13 protein-coding genes are annotated in these 14388 nt (G+C 58.2%); 8 read left to right on the top strand and 5 right to left on the bottom strand.

The window, feature by feature from the left end:
- Window positions 1-252: 252 nt before the first annotated feature.
- Entirely contained in the window at window positions 253-2544 is a 2292-nt protein-coding gene (gene bglX / locus AACY07_RS00640) for a beta-glucosidase BglX (protein WP_339473068.1), read from the bottom strand.
- A gap of 242 nt (window positions 2545-2786) precedes the next feature.
- On the opposite strand from bglX, the gene AACY07_RS00635 reads away from it, so the two are divergent.
- From AACY07_RS00635 to AACY07_RS00610, 6 genes are all read left to right on the top strand, one after another.
- Window positions 2787-3395 carry a LemA family protein gene (locus AACY07_RS00635; protein ID WP_339473067.1) on the top strand — a complete coding sequence of 203 codons (609 nt, stop codon included), beginning with the start codon at window positions 2787-2789 and terminating at the stop codon, window positions 3393-3395.
- A gap of 137 nt (window positions 3396-3532) precedes the next feature.
- On the top strand, window positions 3533-4273 hold the full coding sequence (locus tag AACY07_RS00630; RefSeq protein WP_339473066.1) for a TPM domain-containing protein: 741 nt from the start codon (window positions 3533-3535) through the stop codon (window positions 4271-4273).
- 27 nt (window positions 4274-4300) lie between these two features.
- The gene (locus tag AACY07_RS00625; RefSeq protein ID WP_339473065.1) at window positions 4301-4915 is read left to right on the top strand and encodes a TPM domain-containing protein; all 615 of its coding nucleotides are present in this window, start codon (window positions 4301-4303) and stop codon (window positions 4913-4915) included.
- 106 nt (window positions 4916-5021) lie between these two features.
- The gene (locus tag AACY07_RS00620) at window positions 5022-6239 is read left to right on the top strand and encodes a class I SAM-dependent methyltransferase (protein ID WP_133077364.1); all 1218 of its coding nucleotides are present in this window, start codon (window positions 5022-5024) and stop codon (window positions 6237-6239) included.
- 116 nt (window positions 6240-6355) lie between these two features.
- The gene (locus tag AACY07_RS00615; protein ID WP_339473064.1) at window positions 6356-6937 is read left to right on the top strand and encodes a DJ-1/PfpI family protein; all 582 of its coding nucleotides are present in this window, start codon (window positions 6356-6358) and stop codon (window positions 6935-6937) included.
- 15 nt (window positions 6938-6952) lie between these two features.
- The gene (locus tag AACY07_RS00610) at window positions 6953-7276 is read left to right on the top strand and encodes a ribbon-helix-helix domain-containing protein (protein WP_339473062.1); all 324 of its coding nucleotides are present in this window, start codon (window positions 6953-6955) and stop codon (window positions 7274-7276) included.
- 123 nt (window positions 7277-7399) lie between these two features.
- On the opposite strand, the gene AACY07_RS00605 is transcribed toward AACY07_RS00610, so the two are convergent.
- The 3 genes from AACY07_RS00605 to AACY07_RS00595 form a co-directional block, all read right to left on the bottom strand.
- Window positions 7400-9946 (bottom strand): TonB-dependent receptor, encoded by a 2547-nt coding sequence (locus AACY07_RS00605; protein ID WP_339473060.1) that lies wholly within the window; start codon window positions 9944-9946, stop codon window positions 7400-7402.
- A 120-nt stretch (window positions 9947-10066) separates the two neighbouring features.
- On the bottom strand, window positions 10067-11008 hold the full coding sequence (locus AACY07_RS00600) for a FecR family protein (RefSeq protein WP_339473058.1): 942 nt from the start codon (window positions 11006-11008) through the stop codon (window positions 10067-10069).
- Window positions 11005-11544 (bottom strand): RNA polymerase sigma factor, encoded by a 540-nt coding sequence (locus AACY07_RS00595; RefSeq protein WP_133077369.1) that lies wholly within the window; start codon window positions 11542-11544, stop codon window positions 11005-11007. Before AACY07_RS00595 ends, AACY07_RS00600 begins: the two co-directional genes overlap by 4 nt.
- A gap of 172 nt (window positions 11545-11716) precedes the next feature.
- Between AACY07_RS00595 and AACY07_RS00590 the strand changes: the two genes are divergently transcribed.
- Window positions 11717-12049, top strand: a complete 333-nt coding sequence (locus tag AACY07_RS00590; RefSeq protein WP_339473054.1) for a YegP family protein — start codon at window positions 11717-11719, stop codon at window positions 12047-12049.
- Between the two features lie 15 nt (window positions 12050-12064).
- On the opposite strand, the gene AACY07_RS00585 is transcribed toward AACY07_RS00590, so the two are convergent.
- Entirely contained in the window at window positions 12065-13090 is a 1026-nt protein-coding gene (locus AACY07_RS00585) for a DUF4917 family protein (protein WP_339473051.1), read from the bottom strand.
- A gap of 138 nt (window positions 13091-13228) precedes the next feature.
- Between AACY07_RS00585 and yiaY the strand changes: the two genes are divergently transcribed.
- A complete protein-coding gene (gene yiaY / locus AACY07_RS00580) occupies window positions 13229-14377 on the top strand; it encodes an L-threonine dehydrogenase (protein WP_133077372.1) in 1149 nt (382 codons plus the stop codon).
- Window positions 14378-14388 lie beyond the last annotated feature (11 nt).

Here is a 14388-nt window from a genome sequence, read left to right as displayed (position 1 = left end):
CTGTGTGTAAATTGTGAGTGAAACGCTGAACATCCATGTAGGCCGCATGGCACCGGCACTTCGCCGTTTGTCACCAGTTTTTGCAGGAGAAAAACGTCTGCGCTGAATTTTGAGGGCGCGAACCCTACCATAAAAAACAGCGCTGTCCGAACGCATTTTCAGGCGGGTGCAAAGATAGGAAAGGTCAAGGGGATATTGCTACGAAGAAGCACCGGGAAGGTCAGGGCAGACCTTCCCGGTCATTGAGCGAAATTACAGCAATTGGAAGCTGTTTTGCTGGACGTTTTGCGAATCGAGGCCGATCTGCACGTTGAATTCACCCGGTTCTGCGGCGTACTTCAATTGTGCGTTATAGAACTTCAAGTCGTTCTCGTCGATGTTGAACTGCACCACCTTTTCCTCGCCAGGCTGGAGCATGATCTTCTGGAAGTTTTTCAGTTCCTTGAGCGGACGGCTCATGGACGCGGTGACGTCCTGGATATACAGCTGAACCACTGTTTCGCCAGCACGCTTGCCGGTGTTTTTGACGGTCACGCTGGCCGTCAGGGAGGCACCCGGCTTCAAGGTCTTGGCCGACAGGCTGACATCCGACAGGCTGAAGTCGGTGTAGCTCAGGCCATAGCCAAACGGGTACAGCGGGCTGTTGGGCTCATCGAAATACTGCGAGGTGTAGTTGCCCGGCTTGCCCGGCGTGAACGGTCGGCCAATGCTCAGGTGGCTGTAGTAAGTCGGAATCTGACCAACCGAGCGCGGGAAGGTAATCGGCAATTTGCCGGACGGGTTGTAGTCGCCGAACAGCACGTCAGCGATTGCATTACCGCCTTCGGTGCCGCTGAACCAGGTTTCCAGTACTGCGTCGGCCTGTTGCTGTTGTACATCAATCGACAGCGGCCGGCCGTTCATCAACACCAGCACCAACGGCTTGCCCGTAGCCTTGAGCGCTGTAATCAGGGCGCGCTGGCTGGCAGGAATGTCGAGGTTGGTGCGGCTTGATGATTCGTGGGACATGCCCCGCGACTCGCCCACCACGGCAACCACCACATCTGCCTGCTGTGCTGCCTTGACCGCTTCGTCAATCATCACCTGCGCCGGGCGCGGATCATTGACCACTTCGGGTGCATCGAAATTGAGGAAGTTGAGGTAGTCGACGATTTTCTGGTCGTCAGTGATGTTGGCGCCACGGGCATAGATCAAGTTGCCCTGTTCGCCCAGTGCGTTGCGCATGCCGTCGTATACGGTGACAGATTGTGCCGGCTGACCGGCCGCCGCCCAACTGCCCATGATGTCAATCGGGGCCTTGGCCAGCGGGCCAACCAGCGCGGTGCGCGCCTCTTTTTTCAGCGGCAGGGTTTCAGACTGGTTTTTCAGCAGCACCAGGCTCTTGCGCGCCACTTCACGGGCTTCGCTGCGATGCAGGCGACTGTCGGCCTTGGTATCGACCGGATCGTCTTCAGCCTTGCCGATCCGCAGGTACGGGTCGCCAAACAGGCCCATGTCGTATTTGGCGCCAAGCACCTCACGCACCGCGTTATCCAGATCGCTTTGCGGCACTTCGCCGGACTTGAGCAGGCCGGGCAACTCCTCACCGTAGGCCTTGTCGTTCATGCTCATGTCGATGCCGGCCTTGATCGCCAGCTTGGCGGCCTCCCGGCTGTCCTTGGCCACACCATGCTTGATCAACTCGATGATTGCGCCGTGGTCGCTGACAGCAACGCCTTTAAAGCCCCAGTCCTTGCGCAGCAAATCCTGCATCAGCCACATGTTCGAGGTGGCCGGTATGCCATTGATCGAGTTCAGGGCCACCATCACGCTGCCGGCGCCGGCTTCAATCGCTGCATGGTAGGGCGGCAGATAGTCCTGGAACATGCGTGTCGGGCTCATGTCCACCGTGTTGTAGTCCCGGCCGCCTTCCACTGCGCCATACAGGGCGAAGTGTTTGACGCTGGCCATGATGTTGCCGGGCAGGGCCGGTGACGCGCCCTGATAGGCCTGCACCATGACCCTGGCGATGCGCGAGACCAGGTAAGTGTCTTCACCAAAGCCCTCGGAGGTACGGCCCCAGCGCGGGTCGCGGGCGATATCCACCATGGGTGCGAAGGTCAGGTCGATACTGTCGGCGCTGGCTTCCTTGGCGGCCACGCGACCGCTCAGGCCGATGGCATCCATGTCCCAGCTGGAGGCCAGGGCCAGGCTGATCGGGAAAATAGTGCGATGGCCATGGATCACGTCGTACGCAAAAAACATCGGGATCTTCAGACGGCTGCGCATGGCAGCGTCTTGCATCGGGCGGTTTTCGTCACGGCTGATGGAGTTGAAGGTGCCACCGATACGGCCTGCGGCGATTTCCTTGCGGATCATCTCGCGGGGCATTTCCGGGCCGATGCTGATCAGGCGTAATTGGCCGATCTTTTCATCGACGGTCATTTTCTTCAGCAGGTCAGCGACGAAAACGTCTTTAGACGGGAGCGGGGCCGCAGGGGTTTGAGCCCACACGGTGTGACTGGCCAGGCTGATGACAATGCCCAGCAAACACATTTTTCTCATTGGATTCTTCTGCGCAGCCGCTCACTTGAAGCGAGGGAAGCCCACGCTTGTGCAGCGATATTGTTCTGGGGAGGTATCAGGAGTACTCGAATTAAAGAATTGACCTACCTTTAGAACGGAGTATTCCTGAATGGTAGGCAGTCTTTTAGCTGATTCGCCGCGTGCAATCCAGTATTGCCGGGAGTTTTTAGGCGTGGTGTGTGGTCAATAACCAAATGTCGTTATTTCGGAGCGTCACAAGCATGGGAATACAAAGCGTTAGAGTTGTGGGCTGGAAAGTGATCGCCCTGCTGGCCTTCAGCAGTCTGCTGGCGGGGTGCGGGATCAACACCATTCCGACCCTGGACGAGCAGGTCAAGGCGGCCTGGTCGCAAGTGCAGAACCAGTATCAGCGTCGCTCGGACCTGATCCCCAACCTGGTCGAAACGGTCAAGGGCGCGGCCAAGCAGGAGCAAGCCACCTTGACGGCGGTGATTGAGGCGCGGGCCAAGGCGACCTCGATCCAGGTCGACGCCAGCACCCTGAACAATCCCGAAAAACTCAAGCAGTTCCAGGAAGCGCAGAACCAGCTGACGGGAGCCTTGAGTCGATTGATGGTGGTGTCCGAGCGTTACCCGGACCTCAAGTCGAACCAGAACTTCCTCTCGCTGCAGTCACAACTTGAAGGCACGGAAAACCGCATCAGCGTGGCCCGTCGCGACTTTATCCTTGCGGTAGAGCGCTACAACACTGAAATTCGCACCTTTCCGGGGCGTTTGTGGCATGCGGTGATGTACAGCGACCTGCCAGTACGCTCGACCTTTGAAGCCACCACCCCGGACGCCGACAAAGCGCCTGAAGTGAAGTTCTAATTGCTTGTGTGATGTTGTAGTCGCTGCCGCAGGCTGCGAAGGTTTGCGGAGCAAACCGTTTCCTCAAAGACCCTGCGAACCCCTTCGCAGCCTGCGGCAGCGGCTACAAGAGTCCGGGCTTTAATATCGAGGTAGCGATGCGCTTATCAAGACCGGGGCTTGGCCTGTTGCTGTGGCTCTTTATCGCCACGGCCCAGGCGCTGATCTTTCCCGCGCTCAGCGGGCGGGTGGTGGATGACGGGCAAATGCTTGATCCCGCCACTCGCCAGCAATTGACGCAAACCCTGCAAGCCCACGAAAAAGCCACCGGCGAGCAAGTGGTTGTGGTCACGGTCCCCAACCTGCAAGGCACCCCGATTGAAGACTTCGGCTACCAGTTGGGTCGCGCCTGGGGCATCGGCCAAAAGGACAAAAACAACGGCGCCTTGCTGATCGTGGCCCGTGACGACCGCAAGTTGCGCATCGAGGTCGGCTATGGCCTGGAAGATCGGCTCACTGACGCCCAGTCCTCGGTGATCATCAATCAGGTCATCACTCCGGCCTTCAAGGCAGGGAACTACAGCCAGGGGATCAGCGACGGTGTCGGCGCCATCCTGCAGGTATTGGGCGGTGCTCCCTTGGCCGAACCGGCCTACGCCACCGGGCAGGGCGGCGGCAATGATTTTATGGCTGAGCACCCGGGCGTGGTTGTGCTGCTATTTATACTGTTTGTGCTGATTGTCGCTGCCTGCCAGTTCCTGGGCATCTGTCACTCGGGCGGTGGCGGTGGTTCGCGCTCGGGCGGCTTTGGAGGTGGCGGGTTCGGAGGTGGCGGTGGCGGAGGTTTTCGCGGCGGCGGTGGCAGCTTTGGCGGCGGCGGGGCCTCAGGCGGCTGGTAATTCATTTTTCAACGAGTATCGAGACTTATGGCTTTATTAACTCCAGAGCAACAGCGGCAGGTCGAAGAAGCCGTCACCCGTGCCGAAATGCACACCGACGCCGAAATCGTCACCGTGCTGGCTCCCCGTGCCGACGACTACAGCTACATCCCCTTGCTGTGGGCCAGCCTCATCGCCCTGGTGGTGCCCGCTGTGGTGCACTTTTTAAACAGCGGGCTGACGACGTACACGCTGCTGATGCTGCAGTGGGCCAGCTTTGTCTTCCTTAGCCTGATCTTTCGCCTCCCGGCCATCACCACCCGGCTCATTCCGCCCCGTGTGCGGCACTGGCGCGCGAGTAACCTGGCCCGACGCCAGTTTCTCGAACAGAAACTGCATCACACGGCGGGGCGCACCGGCGTGCTGATTTTTGTCAGTGAGGCTGAGCGTTATGTCGAAATCCTGGTAGACGAAGGCATCTCGCGTCATCTGGACAACAGCGACTGGGGCACCATCGTTAACGACTTCGTGCGGCGCGTGGCGCTGGGGCATACGGCAGAGGGCTTTATTACCTGCATCGATGCCTGTGCCGAAGTGCTCAAACAGCATGTGCCCAAGACGCAGGCACGTAATCAATTACCGAATCGGTTGGTGATGTTGTAATTGCCGCTGTCTGAAATAACTCCGTGCCCCCGGCGGCCAACACGCCTAAAATGGCCGCCATTCGTTTTTTGATTTCCCCTCCTGCACCCCCGAGGCACCTTTTTCAATGTCAGTGACTGCTACCACCGCCGCGTCTGTGCCGGATCATCGTGCGCAATTTTTGAGCCTGCTGGAAACCGGCCTGGCCCAGAACTCCTTTATCAAGCTGGTCCTGGCCAAGTACGTGGGTGCTGAAGCCGAGCTGCAGCGGATCATCATCAAGCAGGTCACGGTCAAGGATCAGGCCTGCCTGTCGTTTGTGTATCGCTACAAAACCCGTGACATCACCAAGAACTTCCCGCTGCAAGAGGGCGTGGCCAACATTGCCGAGCTGCTGCCGGAAGCGTTCAAGAACGCACATTTGTTGACCCTGACCGACGAAGTGCAGCTGGAATACAGCAAAAAAGGCAAAAGCTCGCTGTTCAAAGGCAAAAGCCAGCAAGAGCGGGAAGTGCCGTCGGCCGAGCACAACCGTGAAAAGAACCGCTTTGTGGATCTGACCCGGCCGTTTCTGGCGGATCTGGGCGTGACCAACAAGCAGCAAGAGCTGATCCCGGCGATGTCGCGCAAGTGGAAGCAGATCAACAAGTTTATCGAGGTGTTTTCCCACGCCCTGAGTAACTCGCCCCTCAAGCTGGATCAGCCGGTCAAGGTGGTGGATTTTGGTTCGGGCAAGGGTTACCTGACGTTTGCCATCCACGATTACCTGCGCCACAGCCTGCAAGCCGAAGGCCTGGTGACCGGGGTTGAGTTGCGCGAAGACATGGTCACGCTGTGCAACAACGCCGCTCAGCGCCTCGAACATCCGGGCCTGACGTTCCAGCACGGTGATGTGCGCAGTTTTGCGCCGACCCCGATCGACGTAATGATCGCGCTGCATGCCTGCGACATTGCCACCGACTACGCCATCCATATGGGGATTCGCTCCGGGGCTGCGATCATCATGTGTTCGCCGTGCTGCCATAAGCAGATCCGCCTGCAAATCCAGAGCCCGGCATTGCTCAAGCCGATGCTGCAATACGGCCTGCACCTGGGCCAGCAGGCCGAAATGGTCACTGACAGCTTGCGCGCGCTGTTCCTGGAGGCTTGCGGTTATGAAACCAAGGTGTTTGAGTTCATCTCCCTGGAGCACACCAACAAAAACAAGATGATCCTCGCGGTCAAGCGCGCCGAGCCGCTTGATCCGGCTCAGCTGTTGGTGAAAATCCAGGAGCTCAAGGCGTTCTACAACATCCAGGAACACTGTCTTGAAACGCTGCTGCAGGCCGATGGCTTGCTGAAATAAGCCTGTAAGTTGCGTCTGGCGGGTACGTAGTACTTGGCTATTACCCGCTTGGGCGCTGAGGGGTTACTTTGGCTACTCTTACTGGCCCAAGGTCTTACCCCACAGGAGCACGCACCATGGCAGCGAAAAAAATTCTGATGCTGGTCGGCGATTACGTCGAAGACTACGAAGTGATGGTGCCGTTTCAGGCGCTGTTGATGGTCGGTCATCATGTGCACGCCGTGTGCCCGGGCAAGACCTCTGGCCAAACTGTGCGTACTGCCATCCACGACTTCGAGGGCGACCAGACCTACAGCGAAAAACCCGGCCATCTGTTTGCCCTGAATTTCGATTTCGACAAGGTTAAAGCCAGCGATTATGACGCTCTGCTCGTGCCGGGTGGTCGTGCGCCGGAATACCTGCGCTTGAACGAAAAGGTTCTTGAGCTGGTGCGTGATTTCGACAAGGCGGGCAAGCCGATTGCGGCGGTGTGCCATGGCGCGCAACTGCTGGCGGCGGCGGGCACGCTTGAAGGACGTGAATGCAGTGCATATCCAGCGTGTGCACCGGAAGTGCGTCTGGCGGGCGGTACGTATATCGACATCGACGTGACCAAGGCTCATGTACAGGGCAACCTGGCTACCGCTCCTGCCTGGCCGGCACATCCTGCATGGCTTGCGGCGTTTCTGGGCTTGCTGGGCACCAAGATCACTTTGTAGGAAGGAGGCGTGACCATGTGTGAACTGTATGTAAAAGCCGATCCGATTCTTTACGAGTCACGTTCGCGCTCATTGCGTATTTGCGGCGTGGTCACGACGTTGCGCCTGGAAAACCAGTTCTGGGACATTCTCAGTGAAATCGCCGAAGCAGACGGCATGACCACCAACCAATTGGTGGCCAAGCTGTATGAAGAGGTCATGGATTATCGCGGCGAAGTGGTCAACTTTGCCTCGTTCCTGCGCGTGAGCTGCACCCGCTACTTGAGCCAGCGCCGGGTGCAGGCGCCGGAGTTGAGTGTGGTAGCACGTCACAGTAGCCGCGCTCTCCCACAGGTGTGAGCGGCACACACCTGTGGGAGCCGGGCTTGCCCGCGATGGCGTCGGCGCGGTGGGCCAGATACACCGAACAGGCCGAATCGCGAGCAAGCCCGCTTCCTCAGAGGGTGTGCCGGATCAGCCAACTCAGAAGAACCGCGTTACGCTGACCTTGGCATTGCGGCCCTGGCTGTAGGCGTTATCGCCGCTGAGCATTGGGCGAAAGCTGTTATTGAACATATTGTCCAGGGTGAAGTTCACCTCGGTGCCCTTGAGGTACGGCTGTTGCGGCTTCCAGTTGGCAAACAGGCCCTGCACGTTGTAGCCGTCGTTGTTGTAGTGATCCCAGTAACGGTCACCCAGGACGCTGATCGGGCTGCTGTAGTAATCGTCGCTCGGTCTGCGGTCTGTTTTACGCACCCATTCTCCCTTCCAGCCAACGCGAGCATCCAGGCTCGGTATTTTGGTGCCCAGTACGGCAATCCATTTTGGTGCAGGCACGTCTCGGGCCCAGACGTTGGGGCCCCACGGGTTGGTGTAGGCGCCTTCGTGTTTACCCGTCATCCATGCGTACGACAGTGAGCCGAACACGTAGGTGGACTCGTAAAAGCTCTCAACCTCAAACCCTTTGATCGTCACACTGCCAATATTGCGGTAGTTGGGCATATTGGGGCCGCAGGCTGTGCTCATGCTGACATCGACTGTTTGTGCGGCACAGCCCACACCTGTGGCTTTGAAAATCTCGTCGTCGACGGTGTTGTGGAACAGGGTGGTGCGCACCAGGGCGTGGTCGCTGTCGCCGAAAATCTGATCAAACGTGGTGATGTTGCCCCCGCGCCAGCCGGTGATGCGCTCGGGATCCAGGCTCCGGCTGCTGGAGGTGCGGCTGCCAGTGCCCTGGACTTCGTATTGCTCGTCGATCACCGGGGCGCGCCAGGTCTTGCTGTAGTTAACGAACAAGGCTGTTTTCGGGGTAATTGTCCAGAAGGCCGACAGGCGAGGCGACCAGCCAGTGTAGGTTTTGTCGCTGTAGTCGTGACCCAGTTCCGGATGGTTGTAAAAGGGCGCGTCGTTTTCCTGACCTCGATTGCGCACATGGTCGTAACGCATGGACGGGGTCAAGGTGAAGTCGCCCCAAGTGATGGCGTCCTGAATGTAGACGCTGTTGGTATTGACCTTGCCCCGTGGCATGAAGTTGGGCTGGTAGTGGCCGTAGTTGTACTTCTCTGTTTCGTAATTACCGCCTGGCATCCACATGTCCACATCACGCTGATGTCTGCGAAATTGCACGCCGGTGGTCACGGCATGGTCCAGCGGGCCGGTGGCAAACAGGCTGATGTTTTCGATCTGCAGCATGTCATCGGTGTAGCCGGTTTCCATCTTGCGCCCACCGGTGGTGGGCTGGGTGTGGGCCTGTTCGCTGCGCTTGTCGGTTTGTTCGGTGTTGGAGTGCGAGTACTTGACCTCAAGGTCTACCAGGGGGTTGTCCAGAGGCTCGTATTTGTATTTGGTCGACCAGGTGGTGTCGATGGTTGAGCGGTTGGACAGGTATCGTCGGGAGGCAATGTCATAGCCATATTTGGCAATGTTGGCCTTGCTGGGTGGCTCCGGATAGCTGACAGCCGAGAAGGGCACCCACAGGTAATTGTTCGCCCGTGAGTAAGACATGCCGACGCGGTGTTCGTCATTGAGTCTCAGGTTGAGTTTGAGCAGTTGTGCGTCCAGATCCTGGGCGGTGTTGGGCAGGCGCTTGGGGTTGACCGGGTACAGGTTTTTTGGATCGGGCATCGTGTCGGCCAGCTTCATGTTGTCGCCGTCGCGTTTGGTGTAGTACACCAGTGCATCGGCGCGGCCATCTTCGGTGCGGCCGTACGCGGCACCGCTGTAAACCTGTTGATGGTCATTGCTGCTGTAGCCGTACTTGAGCATGGCGCCAACGTCTTTGCCGTCTTCGAGCAAGTCCGGGGCATCTTTGGTTTCCATGTGTACGACGCCGGCAAAACCACCATTGCCGGTGTGTATGTCATGGGGGCCTTTTTCTACTTCAAGGCGCTTGATCAGCTCGGGCTCGATAAAAATCGTGCCCTGTTTGTAGCGCTCAAAGCCGCTTTTGGTCGCGCCATCCACCGTCATTTGAACGTCTTCGGCTTCGCCCATGCCCCAGATATTGATGGTCTGACCGCCAGGCTTGAGCGATCCGCCGAGGTTGATGCCCGGCAGTGTGGCCAGCAGGCTGGGGATGTTGTTGGCCTGATACTGATTGATCTGGGTTTGGGTCATGGTCGATTTGCCGACGCTGCTGGAGTCGACCTCGTTGCCATTACCCACGACGCTGACTGCGCCGAGTTCAAGGCTGTTGCTGGTGGTGGTGCCGTCTTCCCGAGGCCGGACAACGTAGGTGCGGTCGACCTGGATCAAGCTGAAGTCGGTGCCCTTGAGCAGTAGCTGGATGGCCTGTTGTGGTGTGAAGTCGCCTTTGAGCGCGGGGGCTTTTATGTTGCGTAGCAGGGCTTCGTCAAACAGCAGCTGGATTTTCGCTTGCTGTGCCACCTCACTCAGTGAGCTGGCCAGCGATTGTGTCGGCAGCTGCAACTGGAACGACTGGGCATGGGCTTGCAGGCTGATCGCCAGGCAAGCCGCCGCCAGTGTCGGGCGCGCGTAAACGTGCGAGAAGTGATGTGGTGTGCGAAACATGAAATCCCCCGGTGTGGCAACAAAGGCCAAAAAGACATGCGTTAGCAACGCAGACCGGAGGAAGACGCGACAGCCTGAAAAAACCACATATGCGAATGCAAAATATTCGCATATGTTTTTTTAGCGAGGTTCGATGCGGATGGTTCCGTTGTCCAGCAGCACGTTTTTTACCGGGATCAACGCGGGAAGGGCCTTGACCAGTGCCAGTGGATCGCGGGTGTCCAGATTGCCCGAGACCTTGTAGCGAGCGAGGGGGCCATCGGCAAGCTGGATGACGCCGGGGCGGTACAGGTCCAGCTCGTCCACCAGGCTGGCCAGTTCGCGATTGCGAAAGGACAGGTGCCCGCTGCGCCAGTCCGCCACTTCATCAGGGCCCAGGTTTTGCTCTTGCAGTGAGTGCCTGGCGTAGTCGTAGGTGGCGCGTTGCTGAGCGCCAAGCAGGGTTGAAGAGGTGGCATCGGGGGTAAACGCAACCTGGCCATGGGCGACACTGACCACCAATTGACGTGGGCTGCGCCGGACATCGAATCCGGTGCCGACTACCCGGATGCGCGCATCGCCAGCATGCACCACCAGTGGTTGCTCTTTATTGGCCGCTACGTCGATATAGAACTGGCCTTGATCCAGATATATATCGCGCTGCTGGGCGCTGAATTCGAGGCGCACCCGGGTGTTGGCATTGACATTCAAGGTGCTGCCGTCAGGCAGTGATACCGTGCGCCCGCCTTGGGCCGAGGTGCTCACGAGCTGCTGGTGCAGGGCCACTGGGGCGCCCAGGTTCAGCGCAAAGACGGCGCACAGGACGGCGGCCGCGGTGGCCAGCGCTGCGTTGAAGCGTCGGGGGCGCACGGGAAGTGTGACGGGACGGTTTACCCGTTCGAGTTCGCCCAGATCAGCCCACAGGGATTGGAATTCGGCATAGGCCTGTGCATGGGCCGGGTTGGCATGCCACCTGTTGAATTGCTCTCGGCTGGATGGGTCGCGCTCGTTACGATTGCGCGAAAACCAATGGGCCGCCTGTTCATCGATGCTCTCGTGCCCGGCTTCTTGAAAAGGACTCATTTTGGCTGCTCCTTGCCGCTGTCCCGTTGTAGATGTTGCTTGCAGTGCAGCAAGGCCAGGGCAATGTGCTTTTCTACCATGCTCACGGAAATCCCCATGCGTGCGGCAATCTGTGCCTGACTCAAGCCTTCAAAACGGTGCAGCATAAGGGCTTCGCGGCGCCTGGGCGAGAGTTCTGCAAGCACGCTTTTGAGCTGTTCAAGGCGCTGCTGACGCTGGGCCGCGGCCATCGGGTCATCCCTCTCATCACTTAAGGGTTCGGCTTCACTCTCGGCGTGCTCGCCGTGCACGGCTTGTCGTACTTGCTGGCGCCGCCAGTGGTCGCGCAACAGATTGCGCGCCATCTGGAATAAAAAAGCCCGTGGCTGCTCGACCTTGGCCCGGTCCTGATAACCCAGCCATTGGGTGAAAACATCCTGGGTCATGTCGGCTGCATCGCTGGTGTTGTCGGTGCGCTTGCGCAGAAAGTGCAGAATTTGCGTATAGAACTCGCGAAAGTGATCGGCCGCGGGCGGGTCGGGTTTAAGGCCTGACATGAAGATCCTTGTGAACACAGCGATGCAAATAAGTTGCGAATGGTATCGATAACCATTGCTATCTGTCTCGTTGAAAATGCGTGTCCCGTTCATTCCTGTCGATAAATGGATAAATAGCCTGTGGGGTCTTTACTGAATTAGCGCAGGCACCCTTATTTTCAGGAGAAAGGCTATGTCGGGTTGGTACGAATTGAGCAAGACCAGCAGCGGGCAGTTTCGTTTTGTATTGAAAGCGGCGAATGCCGAAACGATATTGGTCAGTGAGCAGTACACCACGCTCGCGGCGGCCAAGGCCGGGATTGCCTCGGTTCAGGCCAACAGCCCGCTGGATGAGCGCTACGAGAAAAAAGAGGCCAAGGATGGCAAGCCCTACTTCAATCTGAAGGCGGCCAATCACCAGGTCATTGGTACCAGTGAGTTGTACAGCTCAGAGGCCGCGCGGGACAAAGGCATTGCCAGTGTCAAACACAACGGCCCGACGACGGTGATCAAAGAGAAGCTCTGAGGGACGCGGTGTGGCTCAAGCCTCTACCGGCACGGAGTGTCGGCTGAGGCCCAGCGGGTGAGTTTTTGAATTGAAGAAGCGAAGTGCCAGTTTCTTGTCGGCAAACAGCGCGGTGTAATGGTTTTTCTGAAAACGGATAAACGCTTCGCTGCGCGGGTAAATGGCGATGCACAGGGTTTTGAGCGGCGCCAGGCGCAAGGCGTCGATCAGGTGTTGGTCCTGCTCGCTCAAGCTATGGCCAAAAATGCACAGCGCGTCTTTATGAGTCATTAGCTGTTCATGGCAAAAAGACAGGTAATCGGACTGGCGTATGGATTTGCGCTTGTCGTCACTGCTGGTTTCGCTGACAAATAACGGTACATCGTCCAGTGCGCTGATCGAGTGGTTAATGGCGAAGTTGCTCAACAAGGTGGGCTCGCTGGCCGTGATTTTCCGGGCCTTGCCTTCCTGATTCCTGACCAGATGCAACGCTCCGTGCAGGTAGAGCATGCGGGTGGTTTTGCCCTTGGCGGCGCCGGCACTCAATTCAAAGGTTGAACCGGATGCATTGAACAGGTCATTGAACTGCTTGGGTGCCTGCATGACAGCCCAGGGCGCCAGCAGGTCGTAGTTGGAACAATACACGGTGGCATAGCGCGCCAGTTCCTCGTGCCAGCAAGCCAGGGTGTCGGGCTGCATCAGGCGCCAGGGGATGTGGATGTCCTGAGTGCAGTTGATCAGGGCTTCCTTGATGGCGTAATAGCGTTTGCGCGGTGAGGCCGAGTTGATGGCCAGTGCCTTGTTGACCTTGCTCGCGGTCTTGAGGGCGCTCAGTACATGTTCGAAATTGCGGGTGCCAAGGGCTTCGAACACGCTGAGTTCGGTCTGGCTCAGCGGTTTTTCGGCTACGCTCTTGGCTTTATCAAACAGTGAGTCGTAATAGAAGTCATGCCACACGGCCATGCTCGCGCCGTTACCGATCAGCAGACCGCTGCACGGCGTGCTGGTGCGTAACGGGTTCCAGTCTTCTAGTTCGGCATCAAATTCCTGGAAGGGTGTCATCGCAAATATCGTCTCAAGGCGTGGGCGGTAGCGGACTTTATCACGCTCAAGTGTTGAGCCAGATCAACATTGCAGCATTGTGATTGGGTGAAGCTGTAAAGAACCGATTTAGCCAATGACCCGTCAAGAGGACTCGACATGACCAGTACTTTCTTTATTCCCGCCGTCAACATCATGGGTAATGGGTGTCTGGACGAGGCCATGACTGCGATCCGCAACTATGGCTTTCGCAAGGCATTGATTGTGACCGACGCGGGGCTGGCCAAGGCGGGGGTTGCGACCTTGATCGCTGAAAAGCTCGCGCTGCAAGACATTGATTCGGTGATTTTTGACGGTGCCAAACCCAACCCGAGCATTGCCAACGTAGAGGCGGGACTGCTGGTGCTCAAGGCGCAGCACTGCGACTTTATCGTGTCGCTGGGCGGCGGTTCGCCCCATGACTGCGCCAAGGGCATTGCGCTGTGCGCGACCAATGGCGGGCATATCCGTGATTACGAAGGTGTCGATCGCTCGGCCAAGCCGCAAATGCCGCTGGTTTCGATCAACACCACGGCTGGTACGGCCAGTGAAATGACGCGTTTTTGCATCATCACAGACGAAGAACGCCACGTAAAAATGGCCATTGTCGACCGCAACGTCACGCCGTTGCTGTCGGTCAACGACCCTGAGTTGATGGTCGCGATGCCTAAAGGCCTGACGGCAGCCACGGGCATGGATGCGCTGACCCATGCCATTGAGGCTTATGTGTCGACCGCCGCCAACCCGATTACCGATGCCTGCGCGATCAAGGCAATGGAGCTGATCAGTCAGAACCTGCGCCAGGCGGTGAATGACGGCAAGGACCTGACGGCGCGCGAAAACATGGCTTACGCGCAGTTCATGGCCGGTATGGCCTTTAACAACGCATCCCTGGGCTTTGTGCATGCGATGGCCCACCAGTTGGGCGGGTTCTATGACTTGCCCCACGGTGTGTGCAACGCAGTATTGCTGCCCCATGTGCAAACCTTTAACGCCAGTGTGTGCGCGGCTCGTTTGACCGACGTGGCCCATGCGCTGGGTGCCGATGTGCGCGGCCTGAGCCCGGAAGAGGGCGCCCAGGCGGCCATTGCGGCGATTCGTACGCTGGCCAGGGACGTCGAGATTCCGGCGGGGCTGCGTGATCTGGGGGCCAAGCTGGATGACATCCCGATCCTGGCCACCAATGCCTTGAAAGATGCGTGTGGTTTGACCAATCCGCGCAAGGCAGATCAGGGGCAGATTGAGGAAATCTTCCGTAACGCGTTTTAAGCGGGCTGGTT

This window comes from Pseudomonas sp. RL_5y_Pfl2_69 (assembly GCF_963970465.1).
GTDB lineage: Bacteria > Pseudomonadota > Gammaproteobacteria > Pseudomonadales > Pseudomonadaceae > Aquipseudomonas.
This window is presented reverse-complemented; position numbering and strand designations above follow the sequence as displayed.

What these genes read in the sequence shown, in the direction of transcription:
- bglX (WP_339473068.1), bottom strand. Translation starts at nt 2,544, where the DNA reads ATGAGAAAAATGTGTTTGCTGGGCATTGTCATCAGCCTGGCCAGTCAC.
- AACY07_RS00635 (WP_339473067.1), top strand. Translation starts at nt 2,787, where the DNA reads ATGGGAATACAAAGCGTTAGAGTTGTGGGCTGGAAAGTGATCGCCCTG.
- AACY07_RS00630 (WP_339473066.1), top strand. Translation starts at nt 3,533, where the DNA reads ATGCGCTTATCAAGACCGGGGCTTGGCCTGTTGCTGTGGCTCTTTATC.
- AACY07_RS00625 (WP_339473065.1), top strand. Translation starts at nt 4,301, where the DNA reads ATGGCTTTATTAACTCCAGAGCAACAGCGGCAGGTCGAAGAAGCCGTC.
- AACY07_RS00620 (WP_133077364.1), top strand. Translation starts at nt 5,022, where the DNA reads ATGTCAGTGACTGCTACCACCGCCGCGTCTGTGCCGGATCATCGTGCG.
- AACY07_RS00615 (WP_339473064.1), top strand. Translation starts at nt 6,356, where the DNA reads ATGGCAGCGAAAAAAATTCTGATGCTGGTCGGCGATTACGTCGAAGAC.
- AACY07_RS00610 (WP_339473062.1), top strand. Translation starts at nt 6,953, where the DNA reads ATGTGTGAACTGTATGTAAAAGCCGATCCGATTCTTTACGAGTCACGT.
- AACY07_RS00605 (WP_339473060.1), bottom strand. Translation starts at nt 9,946, where the DNA reads ATGTTTCGCACACCACATCACTTCTCGCACGTTTACGCGCGCCCGACA.
- AACY07_RS00600 (WP_339473058.1), bottom strand. Translation starts at nt 11,008, where the DNA reads ATGAGTCCTTTTCAAGAAGCCGGGCACGAGAGCATCGATGAACAGGCG.
- AACY07_RS00595 (WP_133077369.1), bottom strand. Translation starts at nt 11,544, where the DNA reads ATGTCAGGCCTTAAACCCGACCCGCCCGCGGCCGATCACTTTCGCGAG.
- AACY07_RS00590 (WP_339473054.1), top strand. Translation starts at nt 11,717, where the DNA reads ATGTCGGGTTGGTACGAATTGAGCAAGACCAGCAGCGGGCAGTTTCGT.
- AACY07_RS00585 (WP_339473051.1), bottom strand. Translation starts at nt 13,090, where the DNA reads ATGACACCCTTCCAGGAATTTGATGCCGAACTAGAAGACTGGAACCCG.
- yiaY (WP_133077372.1), top strand. Translation starts at nt 13,229, where the DNA reads ATGACCAGTACTTTCTTTATTCCCGCCGTCAACATCATGGGTAATGGG.